This is a genomic window from Faecalibacterium sp. Marseille-Q4896 (assembly GCF_017377615.1).
Classification (GTDB): Bacteria; Bacillota; Clostridia; order Oscillospirales; family Ruminococcaceae; genus Faecalibacterium; species Faecalibacterium taiwanense.
Genome location: NZ_JAFREG010000003.1, coordinates 154663 through 170182, shown reverse-complemented (window position 1 = coordinate 170182; position 15520 = coordinate 154663). Strand labels below are relative to the sequence as shown.

Annotated in this window: 14 protein-coding genes and 1 riboswitch; of the genes, 3 read left to right on the top strand and 11 right to left on the bottom strand. The window is 59.0% G+C overall.

The window, feature by feature from the left end; all coding sequences use genetic code 11:
* The first annotated feature begins 1 nt into the window (after position 1).
* Both J3348_RS07030 and J3348_RS07025 read left to right on the top strand, forming a co-directional pair.
* Complete coding sequence (locus J3348_RS07030) at positions 2–1321, top strand: competence/damage-inducible protein A (protein WP_154259332.1); 1320 nt, start codon at positions 2–4, stop codon at positions 1319–1321.
* A gap of 33 nt (positions 1322–1354) precedes the next feature.
* Positions 1355–2269 (top strand): hypothetical protein, encoded by a 915-nt coding sequence (locus J3348_RS07025; RefSeq protein WP_097781635.1) that lies wholly within the window; start codon positions 1355–1357, stop codon positions 2267–2269.
* Between the two features lie 160 nt (positions 2270–2429).
* Here J3348_RS07025 and J3348_RS07020 read toward each other — a convergent pair whose 3' ends face one another.
* The 7 genes from J3348_RS07020 to J3348_RS06990 form a co-directional block, all read right to left on the bottom strand.
* Positions 2430–3650: a M20 family metallopeptidase gene (locus tag J3348_RS07020; protein WP_207698638.1), complete on the bottom strand. Its 1221-nt coding sequence runs from the start codon at positions 3648–3650 to the stop codon at positions 2430–2432.
* A 77-nt stretch (positions 3651–3727) separates the two neighbouring features.
* Complete coding sequence (secA, locus tag J3348_RS07015) at positions 3728–6568, bottom strand: preprotein translocase subunit SecA (RefSeq protein WP_207698637.1); 2841 nt, start codon at positions 6566–6568, stop codon at positions 3728–3730.
* Between the two features lie 396 nt (positions 6569–6964).
* Positions 6965–7615: an HAD family hydrolase gene (locus tag J3348_RS07010; RefSeq protein WP_207698636.1), complete on the bottom strand. Its 651-nt coding sequence runs from the start codon at positions 7613–7615 to the stop codon at positions 6965–6967.
* Between the two features lie 19 nt (positions 7616–7634).
* Positions 7635–8159 (bottom strand): QueT transporter family protein, encoded by a 525-nt coding sequence (locus J3348_RS07005; RefSeq protein ID WP_005944292.1) that lies wholly within the window; start codon positions 8157–8159, stop codon positions 7635–7637.
* A gap of 7 nt (positions 8160–8166) precedes the next feature.
* Positions 8167–8267: riboswitch (PreQ1-III riboswitch) on the bottom strand.
* A 224-nt stretch (positions 8268–8491) separates the two neighbouring features.
* Positions 8492–9382 carry a DegV family protein gene (locus J3348_RS07000; RefSeq protein ID WP_005944288.1) on the bottom strand — a complete coding sequence of 297 codons (891 nt, stop codon included), beginning with the start codon at positions 9380–9382 and terminating at the stop codon, positions 8492–8494.
* Positions 9373–9879 carry a tRNA (cytidine(34)-2'-O)-methyltransferase gene (locus tag J3348_RS06995; RefSeq protein ID WP_005944287.1) on the bottom strand — a complete coding sequence of 169 codons (507 nt, stop codon included), beginning with the start codon at positions 9877–9879 and terminating at the stop codon, positions 9373–9375. The genes J3348_RS07000 and J3348_RS06995 overlap by 10 nt, the downstream gene beginning before the upstream one ends.
* Positions 9880–9893: 14 nt before the next feature.
* Complete coding sequence (locus tag J3348_RS06990) at positions 9894–10730, bottom strand: bifunctional hydroxymethylpyrimidine kinase/phosphomethylpyrimidine kinase (protein ID WP_242702906.1); 837 nt, start codon at positions 10728–10730, stop codon at positions 9894–9896.
* A gap of 183 nt (positions 10731–10913) precedes the next feature.
* Here J3348_RS06990 and J3348_RS06985 point away from each other — a divergent pair, with 183 nt between their 5' ends.
* A complete protein-coding gene (locus J3348_RS06985) occupies positions 10914–11117 on the top strand; it encodes a hypothetical protein (RefSeq protein WP_044954007.1) in 204 nt (67 codons plus the stop codon).
* A 54-nt stretch (positions 11118–11171) separates the two neighbouring features.
* On the opposite strand, the gene J3348_RS06980 is transcribed toward J3348_RS06985, so the two are convergent.
* From J3348_RS06980 to J3348_RS06965, 4 genes are all read right to left on the bottom strand, one after another.
* Positions 11172–11645: a pilin gene (locus J3348_RS06980; protein WP_207698635.1), complete on the bottom strand. Its 474-nt coding sequence runs from the start codon at positions 11643–11645 to the stop codon at positions 11172–11174.
* A gap of 208 nt (positions 11646–11853) precedes the next feature.
* Positions 11854–13404: a 4Fe-4S dicluster domain-containing protein gene (locus J3348_RS06975; protein ID WP_120080052.1), complete on the bottom strand. Its 1551-nt coding sequence runs from the start codon at positions 13402–13404 to the stop codon at positions 11854–11856.
* 250 nt (positions 13405–13654) lie between these two features.
* Positions 13655–14950, bottom strand: a complete 1296-nt coding sequence (mtaB, locus tag J3348_RS06970) for a tRNA (N(6)-L-threonylcarbamoyladenosine(37)-C(2))-methylthiotransferase MtaB (protein WP_097775282.1) — start codon at positions 14948–14950, stop codon at positions 13655–13657.
* Between the two features lie 176 nt (positions 14951–15126).
* Entirely contained in the window at positions 15127–15489 is a 363-nt protein-coding gene (locus J3348_RS06965; protein ID WP_207698634.1) for a twin-arginine translocation signal domain-containing protein, read from the bottom strand.
* Between the last annotated feature and the right edge of the window lie 31 nt (positions 15490–15520).

The following is a 15520-nucleotide window of genomic DNA, read 5'->3' as shown; positions in this document are numbered from 1 at the left end:
CATGACAGCAGAGATCATCAGTGTGGGTACCGAGCTGCTGCTCGGCAACATTTTGAACACCAACGCCCAGTATCTGAGCCGCGAGCTGGCGGCACTGGGCATTACGGTCCAGCGCGAGAGCACCATCGGCGACAACCACGACCGTCTGGCAGATTTTGTCAACGAAGCAAAGCAGCGGTGCGACCTGCTGGTGTTTACCGGCGGGCTTGGCCCCACCGCAGACGACCTGACCAAGGAGACGGTTGCCGGCTGCTACGGCGACACGCTGGCCTTTGACCCGGAAGAATGGCAGAAGATCGTGGATTTCTTCACGCGCACCGGGCGCAAGACTACCCCCAACAACCGCAAGCAGGCCATGGTGCCGGTGCACGGCCACAAGATCATCAATAACCACGGTACTGCCCCCGGGGCATGGTTCGAGCAGGATGGCCACTGCGCTGTGCTGATGCCCGGTGTGCCTCACGAAATGAAGGCCATGTGGGAGGAGAGCGTGCGCCCGCTGCTGCTGGCCCGCCAGAACTGCACCCTGCATTCCATAACGCTGCGGGTGCTGGGCGGTGAAAGCGCTATTGAATACCGTGTGCGGCATCTGCTGGAAAATGCAAACCCCACCGCCGCCATCTACTGCAAAACCGGCGAATGCGAGATCCGCATCACGGCCCGGGCAGAAACCGACAGTTCAGCCGAAAAAATGTGCCGCGCATACGCCACAAAGTTCTATGATCTGCTGGGTGATGCGGTGTATGATGAGGATGTGACCGGTCTGGAAGAGACTCTGGTGCACACCCTGAAGAAAAAGGGGCTCACCATTGCCACGGCAGAAAGCTGCACAGGCGGCATGATCGCCCAGCGGCTGACCAATGTGTCCGGTGCAAGTGAGGTGTTCGGCTTCGGCTTTGTTACCTACTGGGAGCAGGCCAAGGCAAAGATGATCGGCGTAGACCCGGCGGCGATCGCAAAGTACAATGTGGTGTCCGCACCGGTGGCAGCACAGATGGCACTGGGCGCAGCTGAAGCTGCCGGGGCCGATATCGCTGTCAGCGTCACCGGTCTGGCCGGCCCCAACGGCGGCGATGCCGTCCGCCCGGTGGGCACGGTGTATCTGGGTGCGGCCTGCGGTGAGACCGTCTATGTAAAAAAGCTCTTCGTCTCCCGCCCCGACCGTGCGCTGGTGCGTGCCCGCGCGGCACAGGCGGCACTGGAACTGGCGCTGCGTCTGGCTCAGGGCAAAGTTCCTGCAGATACACAGGCACTGGCAAAAAGCGCCCGGCATGATGCTGCAGCTCTGACGGCACTGGACAGCACCTTCCTCAAGGGTTAATACGAGCGGCCCCGGGCCGCGGGGGTGAAGCAGTTGATACACGAAGAAAAAACGCAGACCACCTGTGTGCTGCGGTTGTTTGGCGCACCGCTGTGGGAGGTACAACAGGCAGTGCAGCAGACAGGACTTGCTGCCCAGTGCCGTGGCCGTGGGGCAGAGGTGCTTGCGGCCCTGCAGGCCGAAACGCCTGCCGGGCTGGAAAAGGCCCGCAAGGCCCTGAACGGCCGCTTTGCGGCAGAGCTCTATGGAGAAGGGGAGATGACCCTTGTTCATGCAGCGGTGCAGGCGCTGGAAACGCACCACAGGCTGCTGGTGTGCTGCGATGCCGACGCAGGCACTCTGCTGGAAGCCCGGATGGAAACGGTGGCCGGCGCAGAAAAAGTGTTTGATTTTGGAGCCATGAGCTATGCCGATGCAAAGGTGCGGGAAAAGCTGAGTGCAAAGGTCTGCCGGGTCAAGGGCGGGCCGGTGCCGGCAAAGCTTACCCGTGTGCGGGCAGCGCAGCGCCTTGTGGGTGCAGACTTTGCAGCCGGGTGTCTGGAGCGCGCCGAGGACACGGTGCTGTTTCTGGGCAGCCGGAAAGGCTGCTGGGTGCGCACAGTGGCCAATGCAGATACGCCTGCTTTGTGGCTGCTGGATATGATCCGCCGGGCGGCCTCCGGTCTGCCGCAGGCGGCGGGGACAAGCTGGCAAAAATACGGCAGGGCCATCCCGGCAGATGCCCTGACGGCGCAGCGCCTGCCGGACAAGCCGGAGCCGGATGCACCGACAGCAGCGCCGCGCAAACGGCACAGGGTGCGGAATGCCCTGATTTTTCTGCTGATTCTGGCACTGGCCGCGTTTGCCGCTGCGTGGTATTACACCGGCGGCGACCTCGCCGCCCTGCCGCAGAGACTGCAGAGCCTTGGTGCCGACAGCCTGCCCCATGCGGGGGCAAAACTGATATAAAAAAGACCCCGGAGGGTGCGAACCTTCCGGGATTTTTTGTTTATAAAGGCGTTTTTTTAAGAGATGCAGTGTGCTGCTCCGAACCCATCCGTGAAAAAGAACCTCCGGAAAATCCGCAGATTTTTCGGAGGTTCAAATAAATGATAAATTTTCCGAATGGTTATGCCTTGTGGTCGCTCAGCCACCGCAGAGCCATATAAACATAGGCTGCAGAGCCCACGTACAGCACGCTGTCGTCAAAGCGTACCTTGGGGTGGTGCTGGCCGTAAACATAGCCCTCCTTGGCGTTGCCTGCGGAGAGAAACATGCTCACGGTAGGCACTTCATGACTGACAAAGGCAAAGTCCTCGCTGCCGCCGCCGGGCTTGCCGCCGGTGAGAACGGTCATATCCATGGCACCACGGCCCAGCAGTTCGGTCATATAGGTCAGGGCATTCTTGGCAAGAGGCGTATCCACCACCATGCAGGGGCAGTGGTCGCTGAACTCCACATCAGCAGTGCAGCGATAGGCTGCCGCCACGCCCTGCGCGATCTCGGTCATGCGCTGGTGGATCTGCTCGCTCACGGCACCTTCGGGGTCCACCGTGCGGATAGTGCCCCACATATCGGCAGAATCCGGGATGACGTTGGATGCCTTGCCAGCTTCAAACCGGCCCGTGGTGAATACGCCAAACTTGGCGGGGTCCAGCTCACGGCTGTTGATCTCCTGCAGGGCAATGTGGATGTGGGCCGCTGCGGTGATGGGGTCGATGCAGGCGTTGGGCATGGAGCCATGGCCGCCCTTGCCGTGTACGGTGATGTGGTACTGCTCACAGCTTGCCATGGTGATGCCGCCGCCCGGCACCAGCACGGTGCCCACGGGCAGAGGCATCCCGGCCAGAACATGGAACATGACCGCGGCGTCCACCTTCGGGTTTTCCAGCAGGCCGTTTTTCAGCATGTCCAGCGAACCCTGAAAGATCTCCTCTGCAGGCTGGAATTCCAGCTTGATGGTGCCCTCGATCTCGTCCTCGTGTTCTTTGAGCAGCTTTGCCGCACCCAGCATCATGGCGGTGTGCATATCGTGGCCGCAGCCGTGCATCCGGCCCGGGATCTCGGAAGCAAACTCCTCACCGGATTCTTCCTGAATGGGCAAAGCATCCATGTCACCGCGCAGCAGGATGGTCTTGCCGGGGCGCTTGCCGCCCGCTAGCGCGAGTACGCCGCACTTGCCGCAGTCCTGCGGGGTGTAGCCCATCTCGGTCAGGGCTTTTTTGACCAGCGCTTTTGTCTCGGGCAGGTCAAAGCCTACCTCCGGGTGGCGGTGCAGGGTGCGCCGCCATGTGCGCAGCTGGGTTTCCAGTTCCTTTGCGGATTCGAGCAGTTTTTCTGGTGTGATCATTCCAAAATCAACTCCCTCTATTTTATCAAAAACCTCCCAGACCCTGCCTTATGGCAGAGTCTGAGAGGTTTTTTTACTTAGTTTTCGTTCGTCGATGTGCCTTCGGGGTGGTACTTGGCGCAGGTGCACTTTTTCCACTTCAGGCCGCTGCCGCAGGGGCAGGGGTCGTTGCGGCCAATTTTGATGACACGCACAGGCTGGCCGTGGGGTGCACCCTTGGCACCGGGTGCACCGTTGCCGGGCACAAAGCCTTCGCCGGTGGGCTTTGCCACCTGCTCACGCTTGGGGGCAGCACCGGCCTGACGGATCTCGATGGTCAGCAGCATCTTCACACTGGACTCACGGATGGAATCCACCATCTGGTCGAACATGTCAAAGCCCTCGATGCGGTACTCCACAACGGGGTCCTTCTGGCCGTAGCCGCGCAGCGCAATGCCCTGACGCAGCTGGTCCATGTTGTCGATGTGGTCCATCCACATGCGGTCCACGCACTTGAGCAGGCAGATGCGCTCCAGCTCACGCATGATGGGAGTACCGTAGCGCTGCTCCTTGTCGGCGAGGATCTTCATGCCGCGGTCATAGAGCTGGTCGGCAATGCCCTTGCGGGAGATAGCGTCAAAGTCGGCCACGGTGTAGTGGAGGTCTTCCTCGGTGGTCAGCCAGCCCAGATAGTGGCGGCGCAGGGCACCAAAGTCCCAGTCGTCCTTCACATCACCGGCCAGGAACTGGTCGCAGCTGGAATCGATGTTCTCGCGCAGCATCTTGTGCATTTCGGTGCTGATATCCTCGCCATCCAGCACCTTGCGGCGCTGACCATAGATGATCTCGCGCTGCTGGTTCATCACGTCGTCGTACTTCAGCACGTTCTTGCGGATCTCGAAGTTGCGGCCTTCCAGCTTTTTCTGGGCGCTTTCCAGCGTGTTGGTGATCATGCGGTTCTCGATGGGAGTGTCCTCATCGATCTTGAGGGTATCCATCAGGCTGGAGACGCGGTCGCCGCCGAACAGGCGCATCAGGTCATCTTCCAAGCTCAGGTAGAAGCGGGAAGCACCCGGGTCGCCCTGACGGCCGGCACGGCCGCGCAGCTGGTTGTCGATGCGGCGGCTCTCGTGGCGTTCGGTGCCGATGATGAACAGGCCGCCTGCAGCGCGCACCTGCTCAGCTTCGGCATCGATCTGGGGCTTGCACTGGGCGTACAGATCATCGAAGCGCTTGCGGGCAGCAAGGATGTTGGCATCCTCGGTATCGCCGTGGCCGTTGGCTTCGGTCAGCAGCATTTCCACTGCAGCCGGGTCGGCATCCTCGGGCTTTTCCGGGTTCAGCAGGTTTTCGCAGAAGTGTTCCTTGCGCATCTGGGCCTTGGCCATGAACTCGGCGTTGCCGCCCAGCATGATATCGGTACCACGGCCTGCCATGTTGGTGGCAATGGTAATGGCACCCTTTTTGCCGGCCTGCGCCACGATCTCGGCCTCGCGCTCGTGGTTCTTTGCGTTCAGCACGTTGAAGTCGCGGGTGTATTTCTGCAGCATCTTGGCAAGGGTCTCACTCTTTTCCACGCTGACCGTACCCACCAGCACGGGCTGGCCCTTCTGGTGGCATTCCAGCACCTGCTGGATAACGGCATTGTATTTGCCGTTGACCGTCTTGTAGATGGCATCCGGATAATCGATGCGCTGACGGGGGCGGTTGGTGGGCACCGTAACGATGTTCAGGCCGTAGATCTCGGTGAACTCGGTGGCTTCTGTCTTGGCGGTACCGGTCATACCGGACAGCTTTTTGTACATGCGGAAGTAGTTCTGGAAGGTGATGGTAGCCAGCGTTTTGCTCTCGGCGGCGATCTTCACGCCCTCCTTGGCTTCGATGGCCTGATGCAGGCCTTCGTTGTAGCGGCGGCCGATCATCAGACGGCCGGTGAACTCGTCCACGATGATGACCTGACCATCCTTGACCACGTAATCGATGTCCCGCTGCATCACGCCGTAAGCCTTGATGGCCTGATCGATGTGATGGGCAAGGGTCATGTTCTCGGCGGCGGCAAGGTTTTCGACCTTGAAGTAGGCTTCCGCTTTCTTGATGCCGCTGGCAGTCAGGGTGCAGGTCTTGTGCTTTTCGTCCACGACGTAATCACCGTCGGTCTGCTCGTCGGTAGAGACCTTATCCTCCAGCTCTACCACCACGCTCTTGCGCAGGGTGCGCACAAAGCGGTCCACCTGTGTGTACAGGCTGGAAGAATCCTCGCCGCGGCCGGAAATGATCAGGGGCGTGCGGGCTTCATCGATCAGGATGGAGTCCACTTCATCGACGATGGCATAGGCGTGGCCGCGCTGCACCATGTTGGCCTTATAGGTCACCATGTTGTCGCGCAGGTAGTCGAAGCCGAACTCGTTGTTGGTACCGTAGGTGATGTCGGCAGCATAGGCGGCGCGGCGTGCATCGCCGTCCATGCCCTGTGCGATCAGGCCGACAGAAAGGCCCAGCCAGCGGTAGAGCTTGCCCATCCACTCGCTGTCGCGCTTGGCAAGGTAATCGTTGACGGTGACAACATGCACGCCCTCACCGGTGAGGGCATTCAGGTAGGCGGGCAGGGTAGCCACAAGGGTCTTGCCTTCACCGGTCTGCATCTCGGAAATATCGCCGCGGTGCAGGGCAATGCCGCCGATGACCTGCACAGGGAAGTGCTTCATGCCCAGCACGCGCCATGCGGCTTCGCGGCAGACGGCGAAGGCATCGGGCAGGATATCATCGGTGGTCTTGCCGTCGGCCAGCTGCTGCTTGAACACAGCGGTCTGTGCCTGCAGGTCGGCATCCGGCATGGCGGCATATTTTTCTTCCAGAGCCAGCACCTGCTTGGCAATGGGGTTGATCTTTTTCAGCTCCCGGTCCGAGAAGCTGCCAAAGAGTTTTTCAACAAGGGACATTGGTAACACCTCATAGATCAAATTCGGGAAAATGCTTCCCGGAGATAGACATAAATACACACATATATGATACACCAAAGCGGCAGACGCGTCAAACCTGCAAGGTTATTTTAGCCGGATTTTGAATGAATTTTCTGTAAATTTGCGCTGGAAGGGGGTTCATAAAAGGAAAAGATATGTGGTGGAGGCGAACAGCCTCGCCCTCTCCGTCTGCTCCCGCTGGTCGCATCCACCTCCCCCAAAGTGGGAGGCCTTGGCAATCCACGCAAAGTTTCCGGTTTCGTCAGAGGCTCCCCCTTTGGGGGAGCTGGCGAGCGAATGCGAGACTGAGAGGGCGAGCCAGCTAAAACAAAAAACACCTCTGATTTTTGCAAATCAGAAGTGGTCAGATGTACATTATAAGGTTTCCAGCAGCTGCGGCAGCTGTGCCAGATCGTCGATGACATTCGGGCACACAGCCTCGAGCCGCGCGCGGGACTGGTGGCCGCCGGTGTAGAGCACGCATTTTGTGCCAAGGGCCTTTGCAACTTCGGCATCATGCTGGGTGTCGCCCACCATCACGCAGGCAGCAGGGGCGATGCTGCTTTGTGCAAGCCACTGTTTGCCCACCTGCACTTTGCTTACGCCATAGATGTCTGCAAGGCCGAGCAACTCAGTAAAATAGCCCTGCAGGCCCCGTGCGGCTACCTGCTCGATCAGGTAGTCCCGGCGGGAGGCGGAAAGCACGCTCTGCCGCCAGCCCCGGCGCGAAAGTTCGGCCAGCGTTTCGGCAGCGTGTGCAGAGGGGGGACAGGCATCCACGCCTGCGTTATAATGTTCCATAAAGCGCTCGGCCAGCTCTGCATAAGGGTGCTTTGCAAAGTTGAAACCGGCGCGGATGTAATATTCCTCAATGGGAAAACCGAAAATTTCCCGATAAGCGGCAAGATCGTACCGCTGCGGATAACCGTGGGTCTCCAGCATCCAGTTGAGACAGCTGTGGGTGAAATCAACATCATCCATCAAAGTGCCGTTCCAGTCCCAGAAGATCATACCGTTTGCCTGCATGGAAACCTCCTTGCGGTCATTAAGCTGCAAAAATTTTGCGCAGGGCCTTGCTGCTCTCGATGATCTTCACCAGCAGCACACCCAGAACGGTGCAGCTGATGAGCTCGCCGATACCTACGGAGATGCCGTTGGTGATGCAGGCCAGCCAGATGGGAGCGCTGGAGGTGGGGTCCGGGAACATGACGGCAATCTCAATGCCGATGATCACGGCATTGAACAGCACCGGCGGCAGGGAAGCCGCCACAGCCAGACCCTTGATGCGGATGTTCCGCAGCTTGTAGGTGACAAGGCAGGCCAGCAGGGTGGCAAGGGTGCCAAAGATGACATCCACGATGGTAGAGCCCAGCAGGTTTGCCAAAAAGCAGCCCAGTACCACACCGGCAATGTACTCGGCACCGAACACCGGCAGCAGGCAGAGCGCCTCAGCCACACGCACCTGTACCGCACCATAGGAGAGCGGCTGCAGAGCCATGCAGAGAACAACATAAATGGCTGCGACCACGCCGCAGCGCACCAGTTTACGGACGGAAGGATTCTGATTCATGATAATACTCCAGCGGGATGATTTTGACCGCACAGGGCCGCCAGCCCCTGTGGGTTTGGCCCGGCATGGTTCGAGACACGCCGGGGAGCCTAAAATCCTAAGTTGCTCTGAAAGGATGCCGCACAAAAAGCACAGCAAAAGGCAGTATAGCATAATTTTTGGCAGATTGCAACGAATTTTCGCGGAATCAGGTACAGATGCAGTTTTTGGTTTGGACTCTTCCGGTGAAAAAGAGGTTCCGAAAAGCCCGCAGGCTTTTCGGAACCTCAAAATAAAAATAAAATTACCGCTGAAATAGCCAGAGCGAAAGCGGAGGCTATTAAAATCGTGTGTTACCCTCTGGGGTGTCCGGTGTATACCAGAGCCACCGTGTCGGGGCCGGTGTTGGCGGAAACGACGCCGCCCAGCTCAAACACCAGCAGCGGCGGCTTGCCAAAGGCCTTGCGGCAGGCCTTTTCCAGATCGGCGGTCTGCGGGATGTTGGTGTGGCCGATCATATAATCAAAGTTCTCCACGCCTTCGCTGCGCTGTTTGCACAGCTCCACCATGGCGGGCACCACCTTGTCATCGCCGCGTACCTTGGCTTCCACCTTGGTCTTGCCGTCGATCAGGGTGATGATGGGACGAATGCCCATCAGCTCGCCCATAACAGCAGCAGCGGCAGAGATGCGTCCGCTCTTTTTCATCTGCTTCAGGCTGTAGGGGCCCAGAACGATCTCCATGCAGTCCATCTGCTTTTCAAACTCCCGGATCACATGGCTGATCTCTGCGCCGTTCTTCAGCTTGCGGGCCATTTCGCACAGATACCAACCGAACACCATGGAATAGGTGTGGGGGTCCAGCAGATGGATCTTCAAGTGGTGCTCCGGGCGCTCTTCCCGCAGCATCCCCTGTGCCATGAGGGCGTTATTGTAGGTGGAAGAGCCGGATTTGTTGATGGGTACATGAATGACATCCGTATAGCCCTCGTCCACGTACTGGCAGTATTTTTCGCAGAACTGGATGGGGGTGATGGCGGCAGTGGAGGGCACGCCCTTAGCGGCACGCATCTTATCGTAAAATTCGGTGTTGGTGCAGCTTTCACGCTCCACGTAGTCCACATCGTCCAGCAGGATGTGGAAGCTCATGATGTCGATGCCGTATTTTTCGGCCATCTCCTGCGGGATATCGCAGGAGGAATCGGTCAGGATCGCAATCTTGCTCATAATGTCCCTCATTTCCATTCGTAGTCTCGTAAGTGTCCGTGGTCCAAAAGCTCCGGAAAGTCCCACTGGCGCAGCACTTCATACACGCCCACGGCCACGCTGTTGGAAAGGTTCAGGCTGCGGCAGGTGTCGCGCATGGGCATTCGGATGCAGTGCTCCTGATTGGCGGCAAGCAAGGCTTCGGGCAGGCCGGCATCCTCGCGTCCGAACACGAGGTATGCACCGTCCGGGTAGCTCACATCGGTGTAGCGCTGCGGTGCCTTGGTGGTAAAATAGTAATAGGGGCCGCTGTTTTTGGCAAAGAACTCGTCCAGACTGTCGTAATAGCTGATGTCGAGGTAGTGCCAGTAATCCAGACCCGCATGCTTGAGCTTTTTATCATCGATGGCAAAGCCCATGGGGCCTACCAGATGCAGCCGACAGGCAGTGCAGGCACAGGTGCGGGCCACATTGCCGGTGTTCTGCGGGATGCGCGGCTCCACCAGAACGATGTTCAAGGTTGGCTTTTCGTTCATCGGTGTACCTCCCCTTATTCTGCCGAGCTTGCCGGGCACAGGCGCGGCAGAAGCGGCTCGAACCAGACCCCGTAGCGGGTATCCTGCGCGGCGGGCGTGTTCTGGATGGAAAGCGCCACGAACTCGGCAGCGTTGTCGGCGGCGGCACTCAGGGCGTTGCCCTGCAGCAGCGAGCCGATGAGCACCGCACCGTACAGGTCGCCGGTGCCGGGAAAGCTGCGGCTGATGTGCAGCTTTTTGATGAGGAAGCGGTCTTTTCCGCTGCCTGCACAGCCGATGTATTTGCCCAGCGGCAGGCCGGTGACGACAGCCCCGGGGGCCAGAGCGGTCAGCTCGTCAGCCAGAGCCTGTGCGGCTTCATCGGTGAGCAGCTCGGTCTGCGGCTGGCGCTGCAGCAGGATCTGTGCCTCGGTGTAGTTGGGCAGGATCAGATCGGCAGCACCGCACAGTGCACGGATGCGGTCGATCAAAGCAGGCGTTACGGTGGAGTAAGCCTTGCCGTTGTCGCCCATGACCGGGTCAACGATCTTTTTGGCTGCGGGCCAGAGGGCAAAGGCTTTTTCGGCCAGTGCCACCTGATCCTCACCGCCCAGATAGCCGGTATAGATGCAGTCAAACTCCACGCCGAGCGCATGGTAATGCTCCAGCGCCTGTTCGCCGTAGGCGCAGCCGTCCAGCCGTGCAGGTGTGCCAAGCCCGCCTGTGTGGGTGGAAAGCACCACCGTGGGCAGGGCTACCGGCTGCACGCCCATGACCGACAGCACCGGCAGGATCACTGCAAGGCTGCAGCGGCCCATGCCGGAAAGATCGTGGATGCAAAGGACTTTTTTGGGTTCAACAGGGTGTATCAAATAAGGAACCTCCTTACCAGTATGCGGAATGAGCAGTGCGCTTTTTAGCCGGGCACACCCGCCCATTAAAACATCGTAGAACAGTATACCACAAATTTCTGCATAAAAAAAGCGGATACCAGATAGTTTACAGGAAATAATAACGCCGGAGACCGGATCTTTTTCACCGAAAGGAGTTTTACTATGAAACATGAATCCACCAGTTCTTCCGGGATGCTGCTTGGCATGGCCGCGGGGGCGGCACTGGGTGCCGTGGGCGTGATGGCCGCCACCCAGAACCAGCGCCAGCTGCGCCGCACCACCCGCAAGGTGATGAAGGGTGCCGAGAACGCTGTGCTGCAGCTGGACAAAATGGTTGGCGACTTTGTGGAAAAGCACATGGAGTGATAAAAGCAAAGAACGGCGTTCCGGTGGGGAACGCCGTTCTTTGCTTGAAAAAGCTTACTTGTTCCAGATGCACATGCGGGCCGCGGTGTTGATCTCGCCCAGCACGCTCAGATCCATCTGAATGTTGCAGGTAACGGTGAGTGCCTTGTTCACATCACTGCCGGTCAGCACCGAGGCGGGCATGTTCTTGATGGTGAGCACGCCGGTGCCCTTGGCAACATCGCCGGAGACGGTGCCGGTGTAGGTCACATCACCAATGGTCAGGCCGGACAGACAGCCGGTGACACCCATCTTGCTTACCTGCTGGATGGGCAGGGTGAGCGTGTAGGTGCCGTTGGACTGGCGGGTGAGGGTGACATCACGGCTGGCATCGATGCCGGTGTTGGCCATGGATTCCTTATCGGATTTTTCTTTCCAGAATTTAATGCCTACGTTCAGGCTGGAAGCAGCGCTTGCACCAAAGGTGAACATGCACAGCAGCAGCACTGAGAGCAGGGCGGCGCTTACGCGCTTATAAGTGTTCGTCATGAATGATCTGCCTTTCCTGCCACAGAGGCGGCGTTGAACAATTGCGGTAATACCGGTTTGTCAATGCTAAAATAGCATGGCTGTGCAAAATTGTCAATCCGCTTCGTGAAGCTTTCACAGAAATGTTGCACATTGATAAAATATGGTGGGCGAAAATGACGAAGAACCGCCCCTCCGGCAGGAGAAGCGGTTCTTGAAAAATCAGCGCTTAAAGTTCAAAGTCGGGGTCGTCCTTCAGCACATGGATCTCGCTCATAAAGGGGCTCTGCTCCGGGTCGGCGAAGGGAGCTTCCTTGACGTACTTGTTCAGCTGGATGGCCGTGCGTGCGGGGTCGGCAATGGTGCCTGCGCCGCCGATGCAGCCGCCCGGGCAGCCCATGCCTTCCAGCAGGTAGCCATTGTACTTGCCGGCCTTGGCCAGCATGAGCAGCTTCTTGCATTCGGCAAGGCCCTGTGCAGATGCGATCTTGACATCCATATCCGGGTGCCATTCCTTGATCTTATCGGCAACAGCCTTGGCAACGCCGCCGGACTGTGCAAAGCCGCGGCCTGCTGCGGATGCAGCGTGCAGAGCTTCGGCCTCGTCCACTTCCAGCAGGCTGGTGTCCACGTCCTTGGCCTCGATGATACCGGCCAGCTCTTCAAAGGTGAGCACGAAGTCCACATCGGAGCGGACGGTGCGGCGGGAAGCTTCCAGTTTCTTTGCGGCGCAGGGTCCAATGAAGCACATACGGGCCTCGGGGTCCTTTTGCTTCATCATGCGGGCGGTGAACACCATGGGGGTCATGGTCATGGAGATGTTCTTGGCAAGATCCGGGAAAGCGGTCTTTGCCATCATGCTCCATGCCGGGCAGCAGGAAGTTGCCATGAAGCTGAGCTTCTCGGGCACTTCCTCCAGGAAGTCGTGTGCTTCGTCCACGGTGCACAGGTCGGCACCAATGGCAACCTCCACCACATCGTAGAAGCCGACGGCCTTCAGGGCGGCCTTGAGCTTGCCGGTGGAAGCCAGACCCGGGAACTGGTTGATGAAGGCGGGAGCCACCAGCGCGTAGATGCGGTCGCCGCGGTTGAAGCCCTGGATCAGCTGATAGATCTGGCCCTTGTCGGCAATGGCACCGAAGGGGCAGTTGACCAGACACTGGCCGCAGGAAACGCACTTGCTGTAATCGATCTCGGCGCGGCCCAGCTCATCGGAGTGGATGGCACCCATGCCGCAGGCTGCAGCGCAGGGACGCTCGGTCTTGACGATGGCGTTGTAGGGGCACACGCCGACGCAGCGGCCGCACTTGATGCACTTGTCCTGATCGATGATGGAACGGCCGCTCTCCCATGTGATGGCCTTCTTGGGGCACACTTCCATACAGGGGTGGGCAAGGCAGCCCTGACACAGGTCGGAGACCTTGACCAGCTTTTCCGGGCAGCGGTTGCAGGCAAACTTGATCACGTTCACCAGCGGGGGATCATAATACTTATCGGCGATGGAAGCATCCTCCAGACCGGAGACGACGCTGTTGTGCTCGTCCATGCGGCGGGTGGGCAGGCCCATGGCCAGACGCACGCGCTCCTCAACGATGGCGCGCTCCAGGAAGATGTCCTTGCGCAGCTTGCCTTCCTCGCCGGGGATGATGGTGTAGGGGATCTTGCGCATCAGGTGGTTGGCCTGCTCGCCCTTGACGTTGGCGTAAGCCATGCGTGCCACCTCGGTGAACACCTGACGGCGGATCTGGATGACCGTGGTATTGATTCCTCTGAAACTCATTCCAATTCTCTCCTTGCTTTGCTAAAAACAAACGGGCTGCACCCGGCTGCCGACAGCGTTCTGCCGCGCAGGGCGGGCGCGTTACAGGGCACATTGGTAACGCACTGCTGCAAACAGCGCTGTGCCCGGGATGATCCACTTTCATTTTAGCATAAAGCGTGCCGGATGAAAAGGGATAAAACGCAAAATTTGTTAAAAATTTGTTGTATTCGTCCTCGTGTACAGAATCAACAGTTTTTTGCGCGTAAACTCAGCAAAGTGCTGCACGGACGCGCTCGCCGTCGTATTCGCCCAAGCGTACATGCACGATCTGCCCGCTTTCGTGGCCGGGGGCGGACACCACCACCGGAATGTACAGCCGGGTATAGCCGGTGAACAGCGTGCCGGAAAGCGGGGTCTCCAGCAGCACATCGTCCTCGGTGCCCACATAGGCGGCCAGCACTTCGCGGCGCACCTCCTCGGCAATGCCGTTCATCACGCGGCTGCGCTCCTGCTTTTCCCGCTCGTGCACCTGCTCCGGAAAATCGTAGGCCGGGGTGCCGCTGCGGCGGGAGTAGGGGAACACATGTACCTTGAGAAAGCCGATCTTTTTCAAAAATTCGCAGCTCTCTTCAAAATCGGCCTGCGTCTCGCCGGGAAAGCCGCAGATGCAGTCGGTGGTAAAGCTGACCGGGCGCTCCCCGTAGGCGGCGCGCAGCTGGTCCACCACCTGTGCATACTGCTCGGCAGTGTAAACGCGGCGCATCCGGCGCAGGGTGGCAGTGCAGCCGCTCTGCAGGCTCAGGTGGAACTGCGGGCAGAGCTTTTCCACGGCGGCAAGGCGGGTGATGAACTCCGGCGTGAGCATATCCGGGTCCAGACTGCCCAGACGGATGCGCTGGATGCCCTCCACCTGAGCGCAGTGCTCCACCAGCTCCACAAGGTTGGTGCCGGTATCCAGACCATAGCTGGGCAGGGAGATGGCACTGAGCACCACCTCGCGGTAGCCGGAAGCCGCCAGCTGGCGCAGTTCGGCAAGGATGCTGGCTTCGTCGCGGCTGCGCACCGGGCCGCGGGCGCGGGGAATGACGCAGTAGGCGCACTGGCGGTTGCAGCCGTCCTCTACCTTGATAAAGGCACGGGTGTGGGTCTCGAACCGCTCCACGGGCAGCTCTTCAAATTTTTCGCCGCGCTGGTGGGGCGTGATGGCCACAATGCGCTCATGGCCGTCCAGCAGCTTGAGAACGTTATCTAAAATGGCCTTGCGGTCGCCGTTGCCGCACACAAGGTCGGCCTCGGTGAACTGGGCGGCTTCCTCCGGGAAAGCCTGCGGGTAGCAGCCGGTAAGCACCGTGACCGCGCCGGGGTTCTCGCGCTTTTTGCGGCGCAGCCACTTGCGGCTTTTCTGGTCGCCAAAGTTGGTCACGGTGCAGCTGTTCACCACAAAAACATCCGCAGGCTCGTTCTCCTGCGCAATGGTAAAGCCGTTGGCGCGGAACATCTGTTCCAGCGCACCGGTCTCGTTCAGGTTGACCTTGCAGCCAAGGGTATAAAAACAAACTCGCATGAGGGGGTATCCTTTCGACAAAAACGGGGTGGTGTTTGCATTGCTCTTTATTATATATCACAGCGGCGGTGCGGCGCAAGACCGGATGCACAGCAGCAGGCACTTTTTTGCTGGAAAGCGGGCAAAACAAAAAGAGACGGGCAAACGCCCGTCTCTCAAAGAGAACTTTGGTGGGATTAGTGCTGGGTCTTGGCTTTGACAGTGATCTCCACGTGAGCGGCAGCCTTCTCAGTGGCTTCCTTGTACTCAACGGTGTCAAACTCAATGCCGCTGATGTCGATGTGATAGTAGGTGGTCATCTGGGTAGCAACATTCTTCTTACACTTATCGGCATTCTTGTAAGCGTCGCCGGGCCACAGCAGGACGTTCAGATCCTTGGTTGCATTGATGAAAGTGGTGGTAACTTCTGCCGGATCACCAGCAACGAACTTGACGGGGGTGAAGGTGGTCAGGCCACAGCCGGTGAACATGGAAGCGCTTGCAGCAGCAACAACGGTCAGGCCAGCCATCTTCAGGAAAGAACGACGAGACAGAATCATAATAGTATCCTCCTAAAAAATAATTCCACAA